13 protein-coding genes are annotated in these 15396 nt (G+C 74.0%); 7 read left to right on the top strand and 6 right to left on the bottom strand.

Annotated features, from left to right (window positions below; all coding sequences use genetic code 11):
- Positions 1-120: 120 nt before the first annotated feature.
- The 3 genes from AB0G74_RS09015 (at position 121) to AB0G74_RS09025 (ending at position 3066) form a co-directional block, all read left to right on the top strand.
- A complete protein-coding gene (locus AB0G74_RS09015; protein WP_361142249.1) occupies positions 121-1389 on the top strand; it encodes a beta-ketoacyl-[acyl-carrier-protein] synthase family protein in 1269 nt (422 codons plus the stop codon).
- On the top strand, positions 1386-2705 hold the full coding sequence (locus tag AB0G74_RS09020) for a ketosynthase chain-length factor (RefSeq protein WP_361142252.1): 1320 nt from the start codon (positions 1386-1388) through the stop codon (positions 2703-2705). Before AB0G74_RS09015 ends, AB0G74_RS09020 begins: the two co-directional genes overlap by 4 nt.
- Before the next feature lie 82 nt (positions 2706-2787).
- The gene (locus AB0G74_RS09025; protein ID WP_358828213.1) at positions 2788-3066 is read left to right on the top strand and encodes an acyl carrier protein; all 279 of its coding nucleotides are present in this window, start codon (positions 2788-2790) and stop codon (positions 3064-3066) included.
- Positions 3067-3401: 335 nt separating this feature from the next.
- On the opposite strand, the gene AB0G74_RS09030 is transcribed toward AB0G74_RS09025, so the two are convergent.
- The gene (locus AB0G74_RS09030; RefSeq protein WP_361142255.1) at positions 3402-4469 is read right to left on the bottom strand and encodes a phosphotransferase family protein; all 1068 of its coding nucleotides are present in this window, start codon (positions 4467-4469) and stop codon (positions 3402-3404) included.
- Positions 4470-4682: 213 nt separating this feature from the next.
- Here AB0G74_RS09030 and AB0G74_RS09035 point away from each other — a divergent pair, with 213 nt between their 5' ends.
- Positions 4683-5411 carry an SDR family NAD(P)-dependent oxidoreductase gene (locus tag AB0G74_RS09035; RefSeq protein ID WP_361142258.1) on the top strand — a complete coding sequence of 243 codons (729 nt, stop codon included), beginning with the start codon at positions 4683-4685 and terminating at the stop codon, positions 5409-5411.
- Positions 5412-5596: 185 nt separating this feature from the next.
- Positions 5597-6523: a zinc-binding dehydrogenase gene (locus AB0G74_RS09040; RefSeq protein WP_361142261.1), complete on the top strand. Its 927-nt coding sequence runs from the start codon at positions 5597-5599 to the stop codon at positions 6521-6523.
- 196 nt (positions 6524-6719) lie between these two features.
- Here AB0G74_RS09040 and AB0G74_RS09045 read toward each other — a convergent pair whose 3' ends face one another.
- Positions 6720-7367, bottom strand: coding sequence for a hemerythrin domain-containing protein (locus tag AB0G74_RS09045; protein ID WP_361142264.1), 648 nt, complete (start codon positions 7365-7367; stop codon positions 6720-6722).
- A gap of 158 nt (positions 7368-7525) precedes the next feature.
- Positions 7526-9097 (bottom strand): MFS transporter, encoded by a 1572-nt coding sequence (locus AB0G74_RS09050; RefSeq protein WP_361142267.1) that lies wholly within the window; start codon positions 9095-9097, stop codon positions 7526-7528.
- Between the two features lie 440 nt (positions 9098-9537).
- On the opposite strand from AB0G74_RS09050, the gene AB0G74_RS09055 reads away from it, so the two are divergent.
- Positions 9538-10476 (top strand): MBL fold metallo-hydrolase, encoded by a 939-nt coding sequence (locus AB0G74_RS09055; RefSeq protein ID WP_361142270.1) that lies wholly within the window; start codon positions 9538-9540, stop codon positions 10474-10476.
- A 106-nt stretch (positions 10477-10582) separates the two neighbouring features.
- Here AB0G74_RS09055 and AB0G74_RS09060 read toward each other — a convergent pair whose 3' ends face one another.
- The 3 genes from AB0G74_RS09060 to AB0G74_RS09070 form a co-directional block, all read right to left on the bottom strand.
- Positions 10583-11527, bottom strand: coding sequence for an aromatase/cyclase (locus AB0G74_RS09060; protein ID WP_361142273.1), 945 nt, complete (start codon positions 11525-11527; stop codon positions 10583-10585).
- 55 nt (positions 11528-11582) lie between these two features.
- A complete protein-coding gene (locus tag AB0G74_RS09065) occupies positions 11583-12380 on the bottom strand; it encodes an SDR family NAD(P)-dependent oxidoreductase (protein WP_361142276.1) in 798 nt (265 codons plus the stop codon).
- A gap of 219 nt (positions 12381-12599) precedes the next feature.
- Positions 12600-13364 carry an SDR family oxidoreductase gene (locus tag AB0G74_RS09070; protein ID WP_361142279.1) on the bottom strand — a complete coding sequence of 255 codons (765 nt, stop codon included), beginning with the start codon at positions 13362-13364 and terminating at the stop codon, positions 12600-12602.
- Between the two features lie 300 nt (positions 13365-13664).
- Here AB0G74_RS09070 and AB0G74_RS09075 point away from each other — a divergent pair.
- Positions 13665-15396 (top strand): beta-ketoacyl synthase N-terminal-like domain-containing protein (locus tag AB0G74_RS09075; protein ID WP_361142282.1); only part of this gene is annotated, 1732 nt, incomplete at its 3' end.

Below are 15396 nucleotides of genomic sequence, written 5' to 3' on the forward strand. Positions count from 1 at the left end.
CCGGACCCGGCATCGGCGTACTCCCAGGACCGCACCACCCCGGCTCCAGGCCGGACTGCGAGCGTGACAGGCCGGGGCCGGTCACCGGCCCCGCCGACTGCGAGGTGAGGTGAGGATGTCATGGAGCGACGGATCGTCGTCACGGGGATCGGCACCGTGGCGCCCGGCAAACCGGGCACCAAGGAGTACTGGGAGCTGATCTCGACCGGACGCACGGCCACCCGCACGATCTCGTCCTTCGACGCGACTCCCTACCGGTCCCGGGTCGCCGCCGAATGCGACTTCGACCCCGTCGCCGCGGGGCTCACCCCACGAGAGGCCCGGCGGATGGACCGGGCCACCCAGTTCGCCGTCGCCGCCGCCCGGGAGGCCGTCGAGGACAGCGGGCTCGATCTGCCCGCGGCCGACCCCTCCGTCGTCGGGGTGGCCCTCGGCAACGCCGTGGGCTGCACCACCAGCATGGAACGCGAGTACACCGTGCTCAGCGACGGCGGCGCCGACTGGCTGGTCGACCACCGCTACGCCGTACCCCATCTCTACGACCACTTCGTGCCCAGCTCCATCGCCGCCGAACTCGCCCGGCTGGTGGGGGCCGGGGGCCCGGTGGCGCTGGTCTCCGACGGCTGCACCTCCGGCCTCGACGCCATCGGACACGGCGCCGACCTGATCCGCGAGGGCAGCGCCGACATCGTCATCAGCGGCGGAACCGACGCCCCCATCTCGCCCATCACCCTGGCCTGCTTCGACGCCATCAAGGCCACCACGCCCCGCAACGACGACCCCGCACACGCCTCGCGCCCCTTCGACGCGACCCGCAACGGGCTCGTCCTCGGCGAAGGCGCGGCCGTCCTGGTCCTGGAGGAACTGGCCCACGCCCGGCGGCGCGGGGCCAGGATCTACGCCGAGGTCGCCGGGGTCGGCACCCGCTGCAACGCCTACCACATGACCGGACTCCGGGCCGACGGCGCCGAGATGGCCGACGCCATCACGGACGCCCTGGCCCGGGCCCGGCTCGCCCCCGACGCGCTCGACTACGTCAACGCCCATGGATCGAGCACCCGGCAGAACGACCGGCACGAGACCGCCGCCTTCAAGACCGCCCTCGGCCGGTACGCGTACGAGACCCCCGTCAGCTCCGTGAAGTCGATGATCGGCCACTCCCTGGGCGCCATCGGGGCGCTGGAACTGGTCGCCTGCGTCCTCGCGATGCGCGACGGACTGATCCCGCCGACGGCCAACCTCCACGAACCCGACCCCGAATGCGATCTCGACTACGTACCCCTCACGGCCCGGGAGGCCCGGGTCGACTCGGTCCTCAGCGTCGGCAGCGGATTCGGCGGCTTCCAGACCGCCGTCGTCCTGGCCCGGCCCGAACGGGAGACGGCATGAGCGACATCCGCACCGGCCCCGCGGGCCCTACCGCCACCGCCATCCGTACCGGCCGTGCCGGACGTACGGACGGCGGCGGCCCGACCGGCACCGTACGGGCCGTCGTCACCGGAATCGGCGTCGCCGCCCCCAACGGGCTCGGTACCGCCGCCTACTGGGCCGCGACCCTCGCGGGCCGCGGCGGGATCGCGCCCACCACCCGCTACGACACCGCCGGATACCCGCTCCGGCTGGCCGGAGAGGTCCCCGGCTTCGACCCCGGCGAGCACATCCCCAGCCGACTGCTGCCGCAGACCGACCACCACACCCGGCTCTCCCTCTTCACCGCCGACGAAGCCCTCCGCGACAGCGGACTCGACCCGGCCGCCCTCCCCGCCTACGGCATGGGCGTGGCCACCGCGTCCACCATGGGCGGCTTCGAGTTCGGCCAGCGGGAACTCCAGAACCTGTGGAGCAAGGGCGGCCGGTTCGTCAGCGCCTACCAGTCCTTCGCCTGGTTCTACGCCGTCAACACCGGCCAGATCTCCATCCGGCACGGGCTGCGCGGCTCCAGCGCCACCCTGGTCACCGACGCGGCGGGCGGCCTCGACGCCGTCGGCGACGCCCGGCGGCGGATCCGCCGGGGCACCACCGCCATGCTCACCGGCGGTGTCGACGGGGCACTCTGCCCCCTCGGCCTCGCCGGACAGCTCAGCGCCGGGACCATGACCACCGGCGGTCACCGGGCCGACCGCGCCTATCTGCCCTTCGCCGACGGCGCGCCCGGCCAGGTCCCGGGGGAGGGCGGGGCGTTCCTCGTCCTGGAGGACGCGGAGAGCGCCGCCCGGCGCGGCGCCCGGATCTACGGCGAGATCGCCGGATACCGGGCCACCTTCGACCCCGGGCCCGATCCCGCGGGGCCGGGCGCGACCGGTCTCGTCCGGGCGGTCCGGGGCGCCCTGCGGGACGCGGGAGTCCGCCCGGCCGATATCGGTGTCGTCTTCGCCGACGCCGCCGGGGTGCCCGAACTGGACCGGGCCGAGTCCCGCGCCGTCGCCGAGGTCTTCGGCTCCGGCGGCGTCCCCGTCACCGCGCCCAAGAGCATGACGGGCCGGCTCTTCGCGGGCGGCGCGGCCCTCGACCTGGCGACCGCGTTGCTGGCCCTGCGCGACGGGGTGATCCCGTACACCGCGAATGTCGCGGGCCCGGGACCCGACCACCCCATCGACCTCGTCACCGGGGAACCCCGCCGCGCCGACCTGCGGTACGCGCTCGTCGTCGCGCGCGGACGCGGCGGGTTCAACGCGGCGGTCGTCGTACGGCGCGCCGGCGTATGACGCCGCCCCCGCACCCCGGCCCGGTGTCCGCGCACGTTCCGATCTCCGTATCCGACCGACGTATCCGCCGAAGGGACAACCCATGAGCGACATCCGTACGGGCCCGGCCGCACTGGCCGTGGCGGACCTCATCCGCATCATGCGCGAATCGGCCGGTGAGGACGAGTCGGTCGACCTCGACGGCGATGTGCTCGACGCCGACTTCACCGACCTCGGCTACGACTCCCTGGCTCTGCTGGAGACCGCCGGGCGGATCTCCCGGGAGTACGGGGTCGACATCGGCGACGACGCCCTGGACGGGGTGGCGACGCCCCGTGACTTCCTGGCCGCGGTGAACCGGGTGCTGTCCGCGAGCGGGTGACGCCCGCCGGACGACCCCCGGGCAGGGGCCGCGGGCCGGGTGCGGCCGGTCGCGCGGATCCCACGCCCCCCGCCGGCCCGTCCCGGGACGGGCCGGCGGGGGGCTGCTAGGTCGTTTCTTTCGGGTCAGGCTGGGTGAGTGAGTGCGGTCTGGTGCCGTGGATCGCAAGGCGGAGGATTGAGCCACTGCGGTGGGGGTACCTCCCGCGCCGTTAGGCGCAGGGGGCCATTGGTGATTGACGACAACGCGGCGTGGGGGTACCGCCCGGGCCGCCAGGCCCAGGGGGAGCGCGGTGCCAGGGCACGCGAGCCCCAGCAAGATCCGAAAGAGACGGCCTAAGGCGCGGTGCGCGCGGCGAGGACCTCGGAGAGGAGCCGGGTCGCGTTGCGGTGCAGGGGGAAGTCCGTCCCGGGCGGCAGGATTCCGGTACTGGTCAGCAGCCGGGTCACCCGGGCCGTCAGAACGCAGAAGCGGAAGGCCGCGTACAGCTCGTAGTACGCCAGGTCGCGGACCCGGTGTCCGGTCAGTTCCTCGTAGTACGCGACGGTCTCCGCCCGGTCCGGCAGGCCGGGGAGCCGGGGCGCGCCGACGCCCTCGCTCAGATGCCGGTCCAGATGGAGGAACCAGGCCAGATCGGCCTCCGGCGCCCCGATCCCGGCCATCTCCCAGTCCAGTACGGCCGCCGGGGACTCGCCCGCGTAGACGATATTGCCGATCCTGGCGTCGCCCCAGAGCAGCCGGGGCGGGCCGGACTCCTCGGGGAGCCGGGCCCGGAGCCGGTCGAGTGCGGCCGTGGCGACCGTGTTGTGTTCGGCGCCGTAGAACGGCAGCCGGGCGGCGTCGTCGGCGAGCCGCCCGGCGAGTCCGCCGCCGTGGGGTCCCGGCCGGCCGAGGAAGCCGAGGCCGGTGGCGAACGGGTCGAGGCGGTGGATCGCGGCGAGGGTCTCCACCCCGCCGAGCCAGACCGCGCGGCGGCGGTCCGGCGGGAGTTCGGCGAGCCAGCCCTCGCGGTGGTACGAGGGCAGGTCCGCGGGCACCCGCCCCTCGACCCGGCGCATCACCAGGAACGGCGCCCCGAGGACCGCCGGGTCCGGCTCGTGGCCCAGCAGCGGGGCGACCCGGACCGGCGTTCCGGTCAGGATCCCGTGCAGCCGGACCTGGTCCGCCCAGTTGTCGTCGGGGAGCACCCGGTGGCCCGTCGGCGCCACCCGTACCGCCAGCGGTTCCACGGTGCCGTCGGGCCGGGTGGCGTCGCAGAGCAGGATCTCGCCGGAGAACCCGGCGCCGCCGGGGACCCGGACCGGGCCCACGTCCACCGGCCCCGGCCCGGGCGTACGGGCCGTCAGCCAGGCGGCGAGGGTCCGCCGGGTCCGTTCGGGATCGCGTTGTACGGGTACGGGCACGGCCGTCCTCCATCGCCGCGGGGCCTCCCACGGGCCCGCCGGAGCCCGAGTCTGGCCGCCGCGCCTCGGACACCGGTCCAGCGCCGCTGGGGTGCCGCCGCCCCGCCCCGCGCCGGGCCGTTCGGCTCCAGTGGGGCACCCTCGGTCCGCCAGCGGCGGCGAGCAGCATCGACTGCGCGAGCCCGCACGGGCCCGGCGACTCGGGGAGGAACGATGCTGCTTCAGGGCAGGACGGCGGTGGTCACCGGGGGCACCCGCGGACTGGGCCGGGCGGTGGCGCGGGCCATGGCCGACGCGGGGGCCGTCGTCGTGGCGGCGGCCCGTGACGTACCGGAGGAGCCCCCGGACGGGGACCGCCGGATCGTCGCCGTCGAGGCCGATGTCACCGTGCCCGGGTCGGTCGAGGCGCTGATGAAGACCGTCGGCGCCCGGTACGGCGGTCCGCACATCGTGGTCGCCAACGCCGGGATCAGCAGGCCGGGGCCGGTCGCCGGACTCTCGTACGAACACTGGGACGCCGTCGTCGGTACCAACCTGACGGGGGTGTTCCACACGGTCCGGGCCGCCGTGCCCTATCTGCGGGACGTGGTCGACGGCCGGATCATCACCGTCTCCTCGATCCTGGGCCGACGGGCCGTGCCGGGCGCCGCCGCCTACTGCGCGTCCAAGGCCGCGGTGGAGCGGTTCACCGAGGTCTGCGCGCTGGAACTCGCCGCCGACGGCATCACGGTCAACTGTCTGGCGCCCGGCTTCATCGACGAGGGCCAGGGCCGTGCGCTGATGGCCGACGAACGGCTCTGGCCGAGGCTGTCGGCCGGGCTGGCGGCCGGACGGCCGGGGACGGGCGCCGAGGTCGGCGCCGCCGCCGTCTTCCTCGCCTCCGCGCAGAGCGGCTATGTCAACGGCGCCGTACTGCCCGTCGACGGCGCGGTCCGCTGGTGACACCCGGCGCCGACGCTGGTTCCGGTTCCGCGTCGGCTTCCGACGACTGCGGCGGTGGCGTACGGGGGTGAACGCCTCCGCGCCCCCGATCCGGGCCGCAACCGCCCGTCCGTGCCTTCCGTGCCGTCTGCTTCTTCCGCGCCGTCCGTACGTGCCATCCGTCCGCGATCCGAAGGGACGTTCCCGTGCTCGCACATCTCACCCCGGCCGAAGGCGGCCTCAGCCTGCGGCCGAGCCCCGTGGCCGAGCCCGAACCCCGGCCCGACCAGGCCGTCGTGGAGGTCCGGGCGGTCTCCGTGAACCGCGGCGACCTGTCGCTGCTGGCGATGCTGCCCCCGGGGTCCCGGCTCGGCTTCGACGTGGCCGGGACCGTCGTAAGGGCCGCCGCCGACGGCAGCGGACCGCCGCCCGGGACCCGGGTGGCGGGCGTGGCCGAACAGGACGGCTGGAGCGAGCGGGTCGCGCTGGCCACGACCCGGCTGGCTCCGCTCCCCGACGGAGTGGAGTGGGCGCAGGCCGCCGCCGTGCCCGTCGCCGGGCTCACCGCGTTGTACGCCCTGCGGTACGCCGGATCCGTCCTCGGTCGACGGGTCCTGGTGACGGGGGCCGGTGGCGGGGTGGGCCGGATCGCCGTCCAGCTGGCACGGGCCGCGGGCGCCGACGTGGTGGCCTGGGCGGGGTCCGCCGAGCGGACGAAGGGCCTGACCGGGCTCGGCGCCGGGACCGCGACGACCTACGCCGAGGGGCCCGCCGCCACCGGCCCCGTGGACGTCCTGCTCGACAGTGTCGGCGGCGATGTGCTGCGGAGCGCGTACGGCCTGGTGGTCCGGCGCGGCACGGTCGTCTGCTACGGCAACACCGTACGGGCGGAGCTGAGCCTGCCCTTCGACTGGGGGCACGCCCGGCCCGGGGTCGGACTGCGCTATCTGCACCTCTTCGACGAGATGACCCGCCGACCGGTCGGCCGTGATCTGGCCGCGCTGTTCCGGCTCGTCGCCGACGGAGGGCTCGACCCCCAGGTGGCGTTCACCGGTGTGTGGTCGGATCCGGAGCCCGCGTTGCGAAGGCTCGCCGAGCGCCGGATCAACGGCAAGGCCGTTCTCCTGCGGTGAGCCGGTGCCGTCCGGTCCGGGCCGCTTCGGGGGGCGTACACCCCCGGGTCACGGCCTTCCGTCGAGCTCCGGCCGCCCCGGACCGTGCCGTACGGTCCGGGACGGCGGAGGTCCCCGGGCCGCTGCGAGCCGGGAACGGCCGGTGCCGGGACCTACGGGGGACGCGAGGTTCCGGCACCGGAGTCGGGGGAGTGGGTCAACGGGCCCCGGCGGGGCGCCGCCAGGGCGAGGTCCGTTCGTAGCGGGGGCGCCAGAAGGCGCCGTACACCAGCCGCAGCGGAACCGGCAGTACGGCCAGTACGGACCGCCGCTCGTCGTCGGACACCCCGTCCAGCAGCCAGGGGATGAACGTCGGCGCGCCCCGGAGGCCGACCCGGCGGCGCTGCCCCGCGACGAAACCCTGCCACTCGGCGGCCGTCAGCAGGGCCTCCAGCATGGGCAGCGCGCGAGCCTCCTCATGGTCCAGATGGTCCGTCAGACAGGCGCTCACATCCGCCATCAGATCCGCCGGGACCGGTGTGCCGGGTTCGCCGTCGAGGGCCGCGTCCACCGTGGCCAGTACCTGGTCCAGCCGGGTGTGTTCGGCCTCCATCGCCCGCAGTACGGCCAACTCCTCCGGCTTGTCGACCAGTTTGGCGCGCAGGACCGGCCAGAGCGACTCGTCCTCGGAGACGTGGTGGATCGTCAGATAGCCGGTGAACAGCCGCCAGCCCGCCCGGAAGGTGTCCGGATCCGGCCGCCGGGCCGCCGTCAGCCGGCCGAGGTCCCGCCGCAGGGCGCGGTGGACGGCGTACATCATGGTCAGATCGACGCCGGACGTACGGCCCGGTCGTGTACCGCTCATCGCGGTCTCCTCCTGATCGGCACGCGGATCGACGTGCTGTCCGGTGTGGTGTCCGGCGTGTTCCGTGCGAGAGCCCGTACGCGGCCCGCCGTCCGTGGCTCGGGGCCCGGACCGCCGGGCCGGGCTGCCGTCGGCCCGGCCCGGCGGTCCGGGGGCGGTCAGATCACCACGCCGGGCTCGGCCTTCGCGGCGTCCTCGGCGGAGACCCGGATCACCGTCACCGCCAGGACGAAGGCGGCGATCAGGACGAAGGTCGTGGCCAGGAACGCGATGCCGTAGCCGTGGGCGAGGGAGTCGTAGACCGCGACGCGTACGTCCGGCGGCATCTTCGCCGCGTCGGCGGGCCCGTAGTGCTCGGCCGACGCGGCGGCCCCGGCGCCCATCAGCTCGGTGAGCCGGTCCTTGGTGGCTGCCACGGCCACCGTGCCCAGCGCCGCGAGCCCGAGCGCCGCGCCCACCTGCTGACCGGCGTTGAGCAGCGCCGACGACACCCCGGCCCGCGCCTTGTCGATACCCGCCACGGCCGCCAGGGTCAGCGGTACGAAGCAGAGGCCGACCCCGCTGCCGGCCAGGACCAGCGGGCCCAGCAGATCGCCGGTGTATCCGGCGTCCGGGCCGATCCCGGAGAACCAGAAGAAGGCGACGGCCGCCAGCGCCGTCCCGGCGGCCAGCAGGACCCGGGGACCGACCCGGCCCAGGATCTGGCTGCTGACGGTGGCGCAGACGGCCGCGCCGACCGCGAACGGCAGGAACGCGAAGCCGGTCCGGAGCGGGCTGAAGCCCATCACGATCTGCATGAAGAGGGTGAGGAAGTAGAAGAGGACGATCATCCCGGCGCCCAGCGCCAGCATGATCGCGTAAGCGCCGGACCGGTTGCGGTCGCGGAAGATGCCCAGTGGCATCAGCGGCGATTCGGTCCGGGCCTCGACGAGTACGAAGAGGGCGAGCAGGGCGGTGCCGACGGCCAGCGGGCCGACGGTGCCCGCACTGCTCCAGTCCTCGGTCGCCGCGTGGATCAGCCCGTAGACCACGAGGGACATACCGACGGTCGAGGTGACCGCGCCCGGCAGGTCGAGCCGCCGCTCGGTGGCGGTGATCCGCTCGGCGGGGAACGCCCGGACCGCGGCGAACAGCAGGAAGATCCCGATCGGCACATTGACGAAGAGGACCCAGCGCCAGCTCAGGGCGTCCGTGAAGACCCCGCCGAGGACATTGCCGAGCGCGCCGCCCGCACCGCCCATGGCGGCGTAGACGCCCATGGCCTTGGTCCGTTCGGCTCCCTCGGCGAACGTCCCGGCGATCAGCGCCAGGGCGGCCGGTGCGACCAGCGCCCCGGAGAGGCCCTGGACCGCGCGGGCGGCGATCAGCCAGCCCTGATGGGTCGCCATTCCGCCGAGCAGGGACGCGATCGTGAGGACGGCGACGCCGACGAGGAAGGTCCGGCGCTGGCCGTAGAGGTCCGCGATCCGGCCGCCGAGCAGCAGCAGCCCGCCGAAGGCGAGGGCGTAGGCGTTGACCACCCATTCCAGATTGGTCGCCGAGAAGTCGAGGGCGTTCTGGATGGACGGCAGCGCCACGTTCACGATCGAGACGTCGAGGACGACCATCAGCTGGGCGACCGCGATCACGGCCAGGGCCAGCGCCTTGCGGTCGCCGGTGCCCGGTACTTCGGCGGCGGGGGACGGTACGGCCCCGGCGGGGCGGGGCCGCTTGACGGATCGTTCGGACACCGGATCTCTCCTGCGGGTGAGTCGGACGGGGCGAGCGGCCGGAGGCCCCGGCCGGTGGCTCCGTACCCGGTACGGAGCCGTCGGTGGATGGGAGCCCCCGGGTGGTACGGGGCCGAAGCGGCGCGCGTACGACAGCCGGCGCCGGTGCTGTTGCGGAACGCGGCACCGGCCGGTCGCGGTACGGAGCCGGTCGGCGGACGGAACCGGACGGAACCCGTCGCGGTACGGAGCCGATCGGTGGTGCGGACAGCCGAACCTCCGATCTTCGGGGCAAGCTGTTCCGAAGATGTGGAGCAGCATGCCCCAGAAAGTGGGCGGGCGCAAGCCGACCGGCGGATACCGGCCGTCCGGCCCACCACGGCACGTGCCGCTCTCCAACCCGGCGTCAGATCGTGGGACCGGCGCGGCAGTCGGCCCGCCGAAGGTGTGAAGGAGCCCCGATGCACCCGTCACCCGAACCCACCCCCGCCCCGCCGCTCCGGCCCCGGCTGGAGGAGACGGCCCCCGGTGTCCACGCGTACATCCAGCCGGACGGCGGCTGGTGCCTCGGCAACGCCGGGGTCCTGATCGGCGACGACACGGTCGCCCTCGTGGACACCGCCGCCACCGCGCGGCGGGCCCGCGCCCTGCGCGCCGCCGTCGCCACCCGTACCCCGCTCCCCGTGAGCACCGTCGTCCTCACCCACCACCACGGGGACCACCACTTCGGCACCTCGGTCGCCGCGCCCGGCGCCGCCGTGGTCGCCCACGAGAACACCCGGGAGGAGATGGCGCGGCGCGGACTCGCCCTTCGCGACGTCTGGCCCGGTACCGACTGGGGCGACATCCGGCTCGCCCTGCCCACCCTCACCTTCCGCGACCGGGCGGTGCTCCGCGTCGGCGACCTGACCGCCGAACTCCTTCACATCGGCACCGCGCACACCACCGGCGACATCGTCGTCTGGCTGCCGGAACAGCGGATCCTGTTCGCCGGGGACGTCCTGATGCCGGGCTGTACGCCGTTCGTGCTGATGGGCTCGGTCGACGGCACCCTGCGCGCGATCGAACGGCTGCGCGCCCTGGCCCCGGCGGTCGTCGTCGGCGGCCACGGACCCGTCGCCGGACCCGAAGTGCTCGACACGACCCGGGACTACCTCCTCCTGGTCCGTACCGCCGCCCGGCGCGGACTCGCCGCCGGGCTGTCGCCGCTGGAGACGGCCCTCGGTACCGACCTCGCCGAACACACCGGACTTCGCGACCCCGAACGGCTGGTGGCCAATCTGCACCGGGCCTACGCCGAGGAGTCCGGCGCGCCCGCCGGTACCGAGATCAGATCGGCGCCGGTCTTCGCCGAGATGGCCCACTACAACGGGGGCGCCCCGATCACCTGCCACGCCTGAGCCCCACGAACCCGGCTGATACGGACCGGCCGACCCCGGCCGGGGCGTGCCGAGGGCCCGGGCCGCGCCGAACGCGCGGGTCCGGGCCCAGGGACGTGCCGTGCCGTCAGCCGGCCGCCGGGGAGCGTTCGGTGAACTCCTTGGCGCGGCGGAGCGTCGCCAGACTGTTGGTGCCCAGCGCGTCACGGACGTACGACCGCGCCCCCGCCACCGTGGACCCCGGCCCCAGCAGATGGACCGCCGACGGATCGATCACCACCGTGTGCCGGGCCGTCGCCGTGGTCGTACCACCGGACTCCGACAGCAGCCAGGCGCCCACATGCGCGGTCAGCAGCGGCGGCAACCGGAGCTGCTTGTAGACGATCCGGGCCGGGTCCGGGCTGACCCGTACCGACGTGGTCGTATGCCGGGAACCGTCCCTGGCCAGCGTCTCCATCTCCAGGGTCTGCACATCGGGCCGGGGCTCCGTCAGTTCCACCCGCGCCACATGCGGCAGCCGCTCCTCCCAGTGCTCCGCCCGCCACAGAAAGGCGTGCACCCCGGCCGCCGGGGCCTCGATCCGGACCGAGTCCTCGAAGACATGGAGCAGCTCGCCGAGGCCGTCCGCCGACTCCGCCGTGGCCTTCATCCGGTCCAGCTCCGCCGAACTGTTCTCGTCCAGCGCCTTGTTGAGCCACGCCACATGGCCGGGATCGTCGTCGACGGCCGTGAACTCGTGCAGCAGCACCACCTCGCAGCGCGCGTCGGCGAGCGGACGGATCCGCCACTCGCCGCCCATGGACGCCGCCGGGGCCGGGGAACGTACCTGCCGGAAACCGATCGTCAGCCCGTCCGGGTCCAGCCGCCGCCGCGACTCCCACGACTTCACCCCGCCGTTGGCCGTCGCCCAGACCCGCAGTGTCTCCTCCCCGCCGCCCAGCGGGGTCTGCTCCACATGGACCGACGGGGGGAAGACCCGCGGCCAGGCCGCGGCGTCCGCGATGATGCCGTACACCGTGCGCGCCGGGGCGCCGACGGTGATGGTGTGCCGGGCTCGATGCGTCACTGCCATGGGGAAACCCGTCCTCCTCCTGCGGTCGGGGCGCCGACGGCGCCGTACCGCGCCATCAGTAGTTGCCCAGCCCGCCGCAGACATTGAGCGCCTGCGCGGTGATCGAGGCGGCGGCCGGGGTGACCAGATAGCCGACCAGGGCGGCCACCTCGTCGGCCGAGGTGTAGCGGCCCAGCGGGATCTTCGCCTCGAACCGCTTCAGGACCTCGTCCACCGTGACGTCCCAGTGGCCCGCGTACCCCTCCCGTACCGACCGGGCCATCGGGGTCTCCACATAGCCGGGGCAGACCGCGTTCACGGTGATCCCCGTCTTCGCCAGCTCCAGCCCCAGCGACTTGCTGAAGCCGACCACGGCGTGCTTCGAAGCGCTGTACGGCGCCCCCAGCATCACCCCCTGCTTACCGCCGGTGGAGGCGATGTTGACGATCCGGCCGGATCCGCCGTCCCCCATACCGCCCGCCGTCAGCACCTCCCGGGTCATCCGGAAGACACTGGTCAGATTGGTCGCCAGGACGTCGTCCCACAGCTCGTCCGGGATCCGGGCGGTCACCCCGCCACCGCTGCGTCCGGCGTTGTTCACCAGAATGCCGACCGGGCCGAACCGGTCGACGGCCGCCGCCACCGAGCGGACGACGTCCTCGCCCCGCCGGACGTCGGCGGCGACCCCGGCCGCCGTGACGCCCTCCGCCGTCAGCTCCTTCACCGTCGCCGCCACGTCGCCGGCGTCGCGCGCGGTGATGAAGACCTTGATCCCGGTCCCGCCCAGGGTCCGGGCCACCGCCCGGCCGATACCCCGCGTGGCCCCGGTGACCAGCGCGACCCGGGACTCCCCGGTCCGCGGCTCCGTAGTCATGGCGCTCCTCCCGATGGGTCCGTCGCTGTCCCGGACAGCCTGCTCGGCGGCGGTGGAGTACGGCTGAAGGGCCGGGCGAGCCCCGCGGGCGCCCGGCTCGGGGGAGCCCGGGGAACGGACCGGGGCGCCCCGCCGCGGACCGTACGCGGAGGGGCGCCCCGGGGCACCGGTGCGGCGACTGCCGCTCGGAGGACCGTCTGACTCGGAGGAACTTCCCGCTCAGAGGACCTTCTGCATACCGCCGTCGATCAGATAGTCGGCGCCCGTGATGTAGGCGGCGGCCGGGGACGACAGGAAGACGATCAGATTCGCCACCTCCTGCGGCGTGCCCCAGCGGCCCGCGGTGATATGGCCCAGGGTCGTGATCTCGGTGGCGAACTCGGCGAAGTCCATCCCGTACTCCGCGGACACCTTGGGGCCGTACTCGTCCCACAGCGGGGTACGGATCAGCCCCGGCGACACCGTGTTCACCCGGATGCCCCGCTTGCCGTACTCGTCGGCCAGGGCCTTCGCCCATGCCGTCAGCGCCGCCTTGGACGAGCCGTAGTAGTACGGGCCCTGGCCGGGCCAGCGCGCCACACTGCTGGACACATTGACCACGGACTCCCGCAGCAGGGGCTCCAGGGCCTTGGTGACCTGGACGCTGGAGTAGAAGTTCAGCCGGAACGCCCGGTCCCAGGTCGCGTCGCTGACCCCGGAGAACTCGGTGATGTCCAGGCCCGCCATCCCGCCGACGACATTGACCAGCAGATCGACCCCGTCGAACTCGGCCTCGGCGGCCCGGAGCAGCGCCTGCACGCCCTCCTCGGAGGTCAGATCGGCCTCGACGGTGACCGCGCCGGACTCCTTCAGCGGGCCGGAGACCGCGACATCGGCGGCCAGGACCCGTACGCCCTCGTCGAGCAGGGTCCGGGCCACCGCGCCGCCGATACCGCCGCTCGCAGCGGTGACGACCGCGGTCTTGCCCGCCAGTTGCAGATCCATCGTTTCCCTCTTCCCCTCCGCCGGTCCCGCCACCGGGCCTCGGTGAACGACCCGACCGAAGGTAGGGGACGGCGCACACTCCCCGGGCATCGGCGGACCATCGGGCCCGGGGCCGATCCCACGGACCGACCACGGACCGGTAACGGCGCCCGGCTGACGGGCGGCGAAGGTCATTACTGGGCCGTGACTGCCCGCTCCTACGTTGGTGCCGTCATGTGGCATGGGTGGGGGCACCGCGAACCCGCCTTCTCTTCCTCTTTCACGCTCCGATGTTCGCTCCGTCGCTAGGGGGACTGATTCATGAAGGCGCAGGACGGAACCGAGGCCCGGCACACGCGGGACCCGCGGGACGAGCGGATCGCCGTCACCGGGATCGCCTGCCGACTGCCCATGGCGCCGGACCCCGCCGCCTTCTGGAGTCTGCTGCGCAGCGGTTCGCACGCGATCACCGACGTCCCCGAGGGCCGCTGGGACATCCCCCAGGACTCGGCCGCCGACGCCGGGACGCGCCGGGGCGGATTCCTCGACGACCCCGGTCTCTTCGACGCCGCCTTCTTCGGGATCTCCCCGCGCGAGGCCGTCGCCATGGACCCCCAGCAGCGGATCGTCCTCGAACTGGCCTGGCAGGCCCTGGAGGACGCCGGGGTCCTGCCGGAGTCCCTGCGCGGCAGCCGGACCGGGGTCTTCGTCGGATCCCTGCGGGACGACTACGCGAGCCTGATCCACCGGCACGGCTCCGACGCCATCACCCGGCACACCATGACCGGCGCCAGCCGGGGCGTGATCGCCAACCGGATCTCGTACCACCTGGGGCTGCGCGGGCCCAGCCTGACCGTGGACTCGGCCCAGTCGTCATCGCTGGTCGCCGTCCACCTGGCCTGCGAGAGCCTGCGGTCGGGGGAGTCCGAGACGGCCGTCGTCGCCGGGGTCAACCTCAACATCCTCACCGAGAGCGCCCTCGCCGAGGAGCGGTTCGGCGGACTCTCGCCCGACGGCCGCTGCTACACCTTCGACGCCCGCGCCAATGGCTTCGTCCGTGGTGAGGGCGCCGTCGCCCTGCTGCTCAAACCGCTCGGCCGGGCCCTCGCCGACGGCGATCGCGTCCTGGGAGTGATCAGCGGCTCCGCCACCAACAACGACGGCGCCACGGACGGACTCACCGTTCCCAGCGCCGGGGCCCAGGAAGAGGTCCTGCGCCGGGCCTACGACAACGCGGGTATCGCCCCCGAAGCGGTCCAGTACGTCGAACTCCACGGTACGGGCACCCGGGTCGGCGACCCGGTGGAGGCGGCGGCCCTCGGCGCGGTCTTCGGCCCCGACCGGAGCCCCGGCGCCCCGCTGCTCGTCGGCTCCGCCAAGACCAATGTCGGCCATCTGGAGGGCGCGGCCGGACTCGTCGGGCTGCTCAAGGTACTGCTCAGCCTGCGCCACCGGGAGCTGCCGCCCAGCCTCAACTACGCCTCCCCGAACCCGGGGATCCCCATGGACGAGCTGGGGCTCGCCGTCCAGCGGACCCTCACGCCCTGGCCCCGCCCCGACCGGCCGCTGATCGCCGGTGTCTCCTCCTTCGGCATGGGCGGGACGAACTGCCATGTCGTGGTCGAGGAGGCGGAGCTCCAGGAGGAGCCGGCCGCCGGGCCCGGCTCGGACGCCGACGCCGAAGGTGTGGTGGGCGGTGGCGTGATGCCGCTGGTGCTGTCCGGCGGAACGCCCGGTGGTGTGCGGGGCGTCGCGGGTGGTCTGGTGCCGCTGGTCGAGGGCGGAGCCGATATCCGGGCTGTCGCGGACGGACTGCTCCGTTCACGCGCCCTGCTCGGATGGCGCGGTGTGGTGGCCGGCGCCGACCGGGACGAATGGGTGTCGAAGCTGAACGCGCTCGCCGCCGAAGGGGCGGCCCCGGGCGCGGTGATCGGTTCCGGACCCGTCACGGAAAAGCCCCGGGTGGTGTTTGTGTTTCCGGGGCAGGGTCATCAGTGGGCGGGGATGGCTGTGGGGTTGTTGGATTCTTCGGTGGTGTTCGCGGAGCGGTTGG

This window comes from Streptomyces sp. NPDC020875 (assembly GCF_040641415.1).
Taxonomy (GTDB): Bacteria; Actinomycetota; Actinomycetes; order Streptomycetales; family Streptomycetaceae; genus Streptomyces.

Coding starts and splice junctions, on each gene's coding strand:
- AB0G74_RS09070 (WP_361142279.1), bottom strand. CDS start 13,364: ATGGATCTGCAACTGGCGGGCAAGACCGCGGTCGTCACCGCTGCGAGC.
- AB0G74_RS09055 (WP_361142270.1), top strand. CDS start 9,538: ATGCACCCGTCACCCGAACCCACCCCCGCCCCGCCGCTCCGGCCCCGG.
- AB0G74_RS09035 (WP_361142258.1), top strand. CDS start 4,683: ATGCTGCTTCAGGGCAGGACGGCGGTGGTCACCGGGGGCACCCGCGGA.
- AB0G74_RS09020 (WP_361142252.1), top strand. CDS start 1,386: ATGAGCGACATCCGCACCGGCCCCGCGGGCCCTACCGCCACCGCCATC.
- AB0G74_RS09015 (WP_361142249.1), top strand. CDS start 121: ATGGAGCGACGGATCGTCGTCACGGGGATCGGCACCGTGGCGCCCGGC.
- AB0G74_RS09045 (WP_361142264.1), bottom strand. CDS start 7,367: ATGAGCGGTACACGACCGGGCCGTACGTCCGGCGTCGATCTGACCATG.
- AB0G74_RS09065 (WP_361142276.1), bottom strand. CDS start 12,380: ATGACTACGGAGCCGCGGACCGGGGAGTCCCGGGTCGCGCTGGTCACC.
- AB0G74_RS09025 (WP_358828213.1), top strand. CDS start 2,788: ATGAGCGACATCCGTACGGGCCCGGCCGCACTGGCCGTGGCGGACCTC.
- AB0G74_RS09060 (WP_361142273.1), bottom strand. CDS start 11,527: ATGGCAGTGACGCATCGAGCCCGGCACACCATCACCGTCGGCGCCCCG.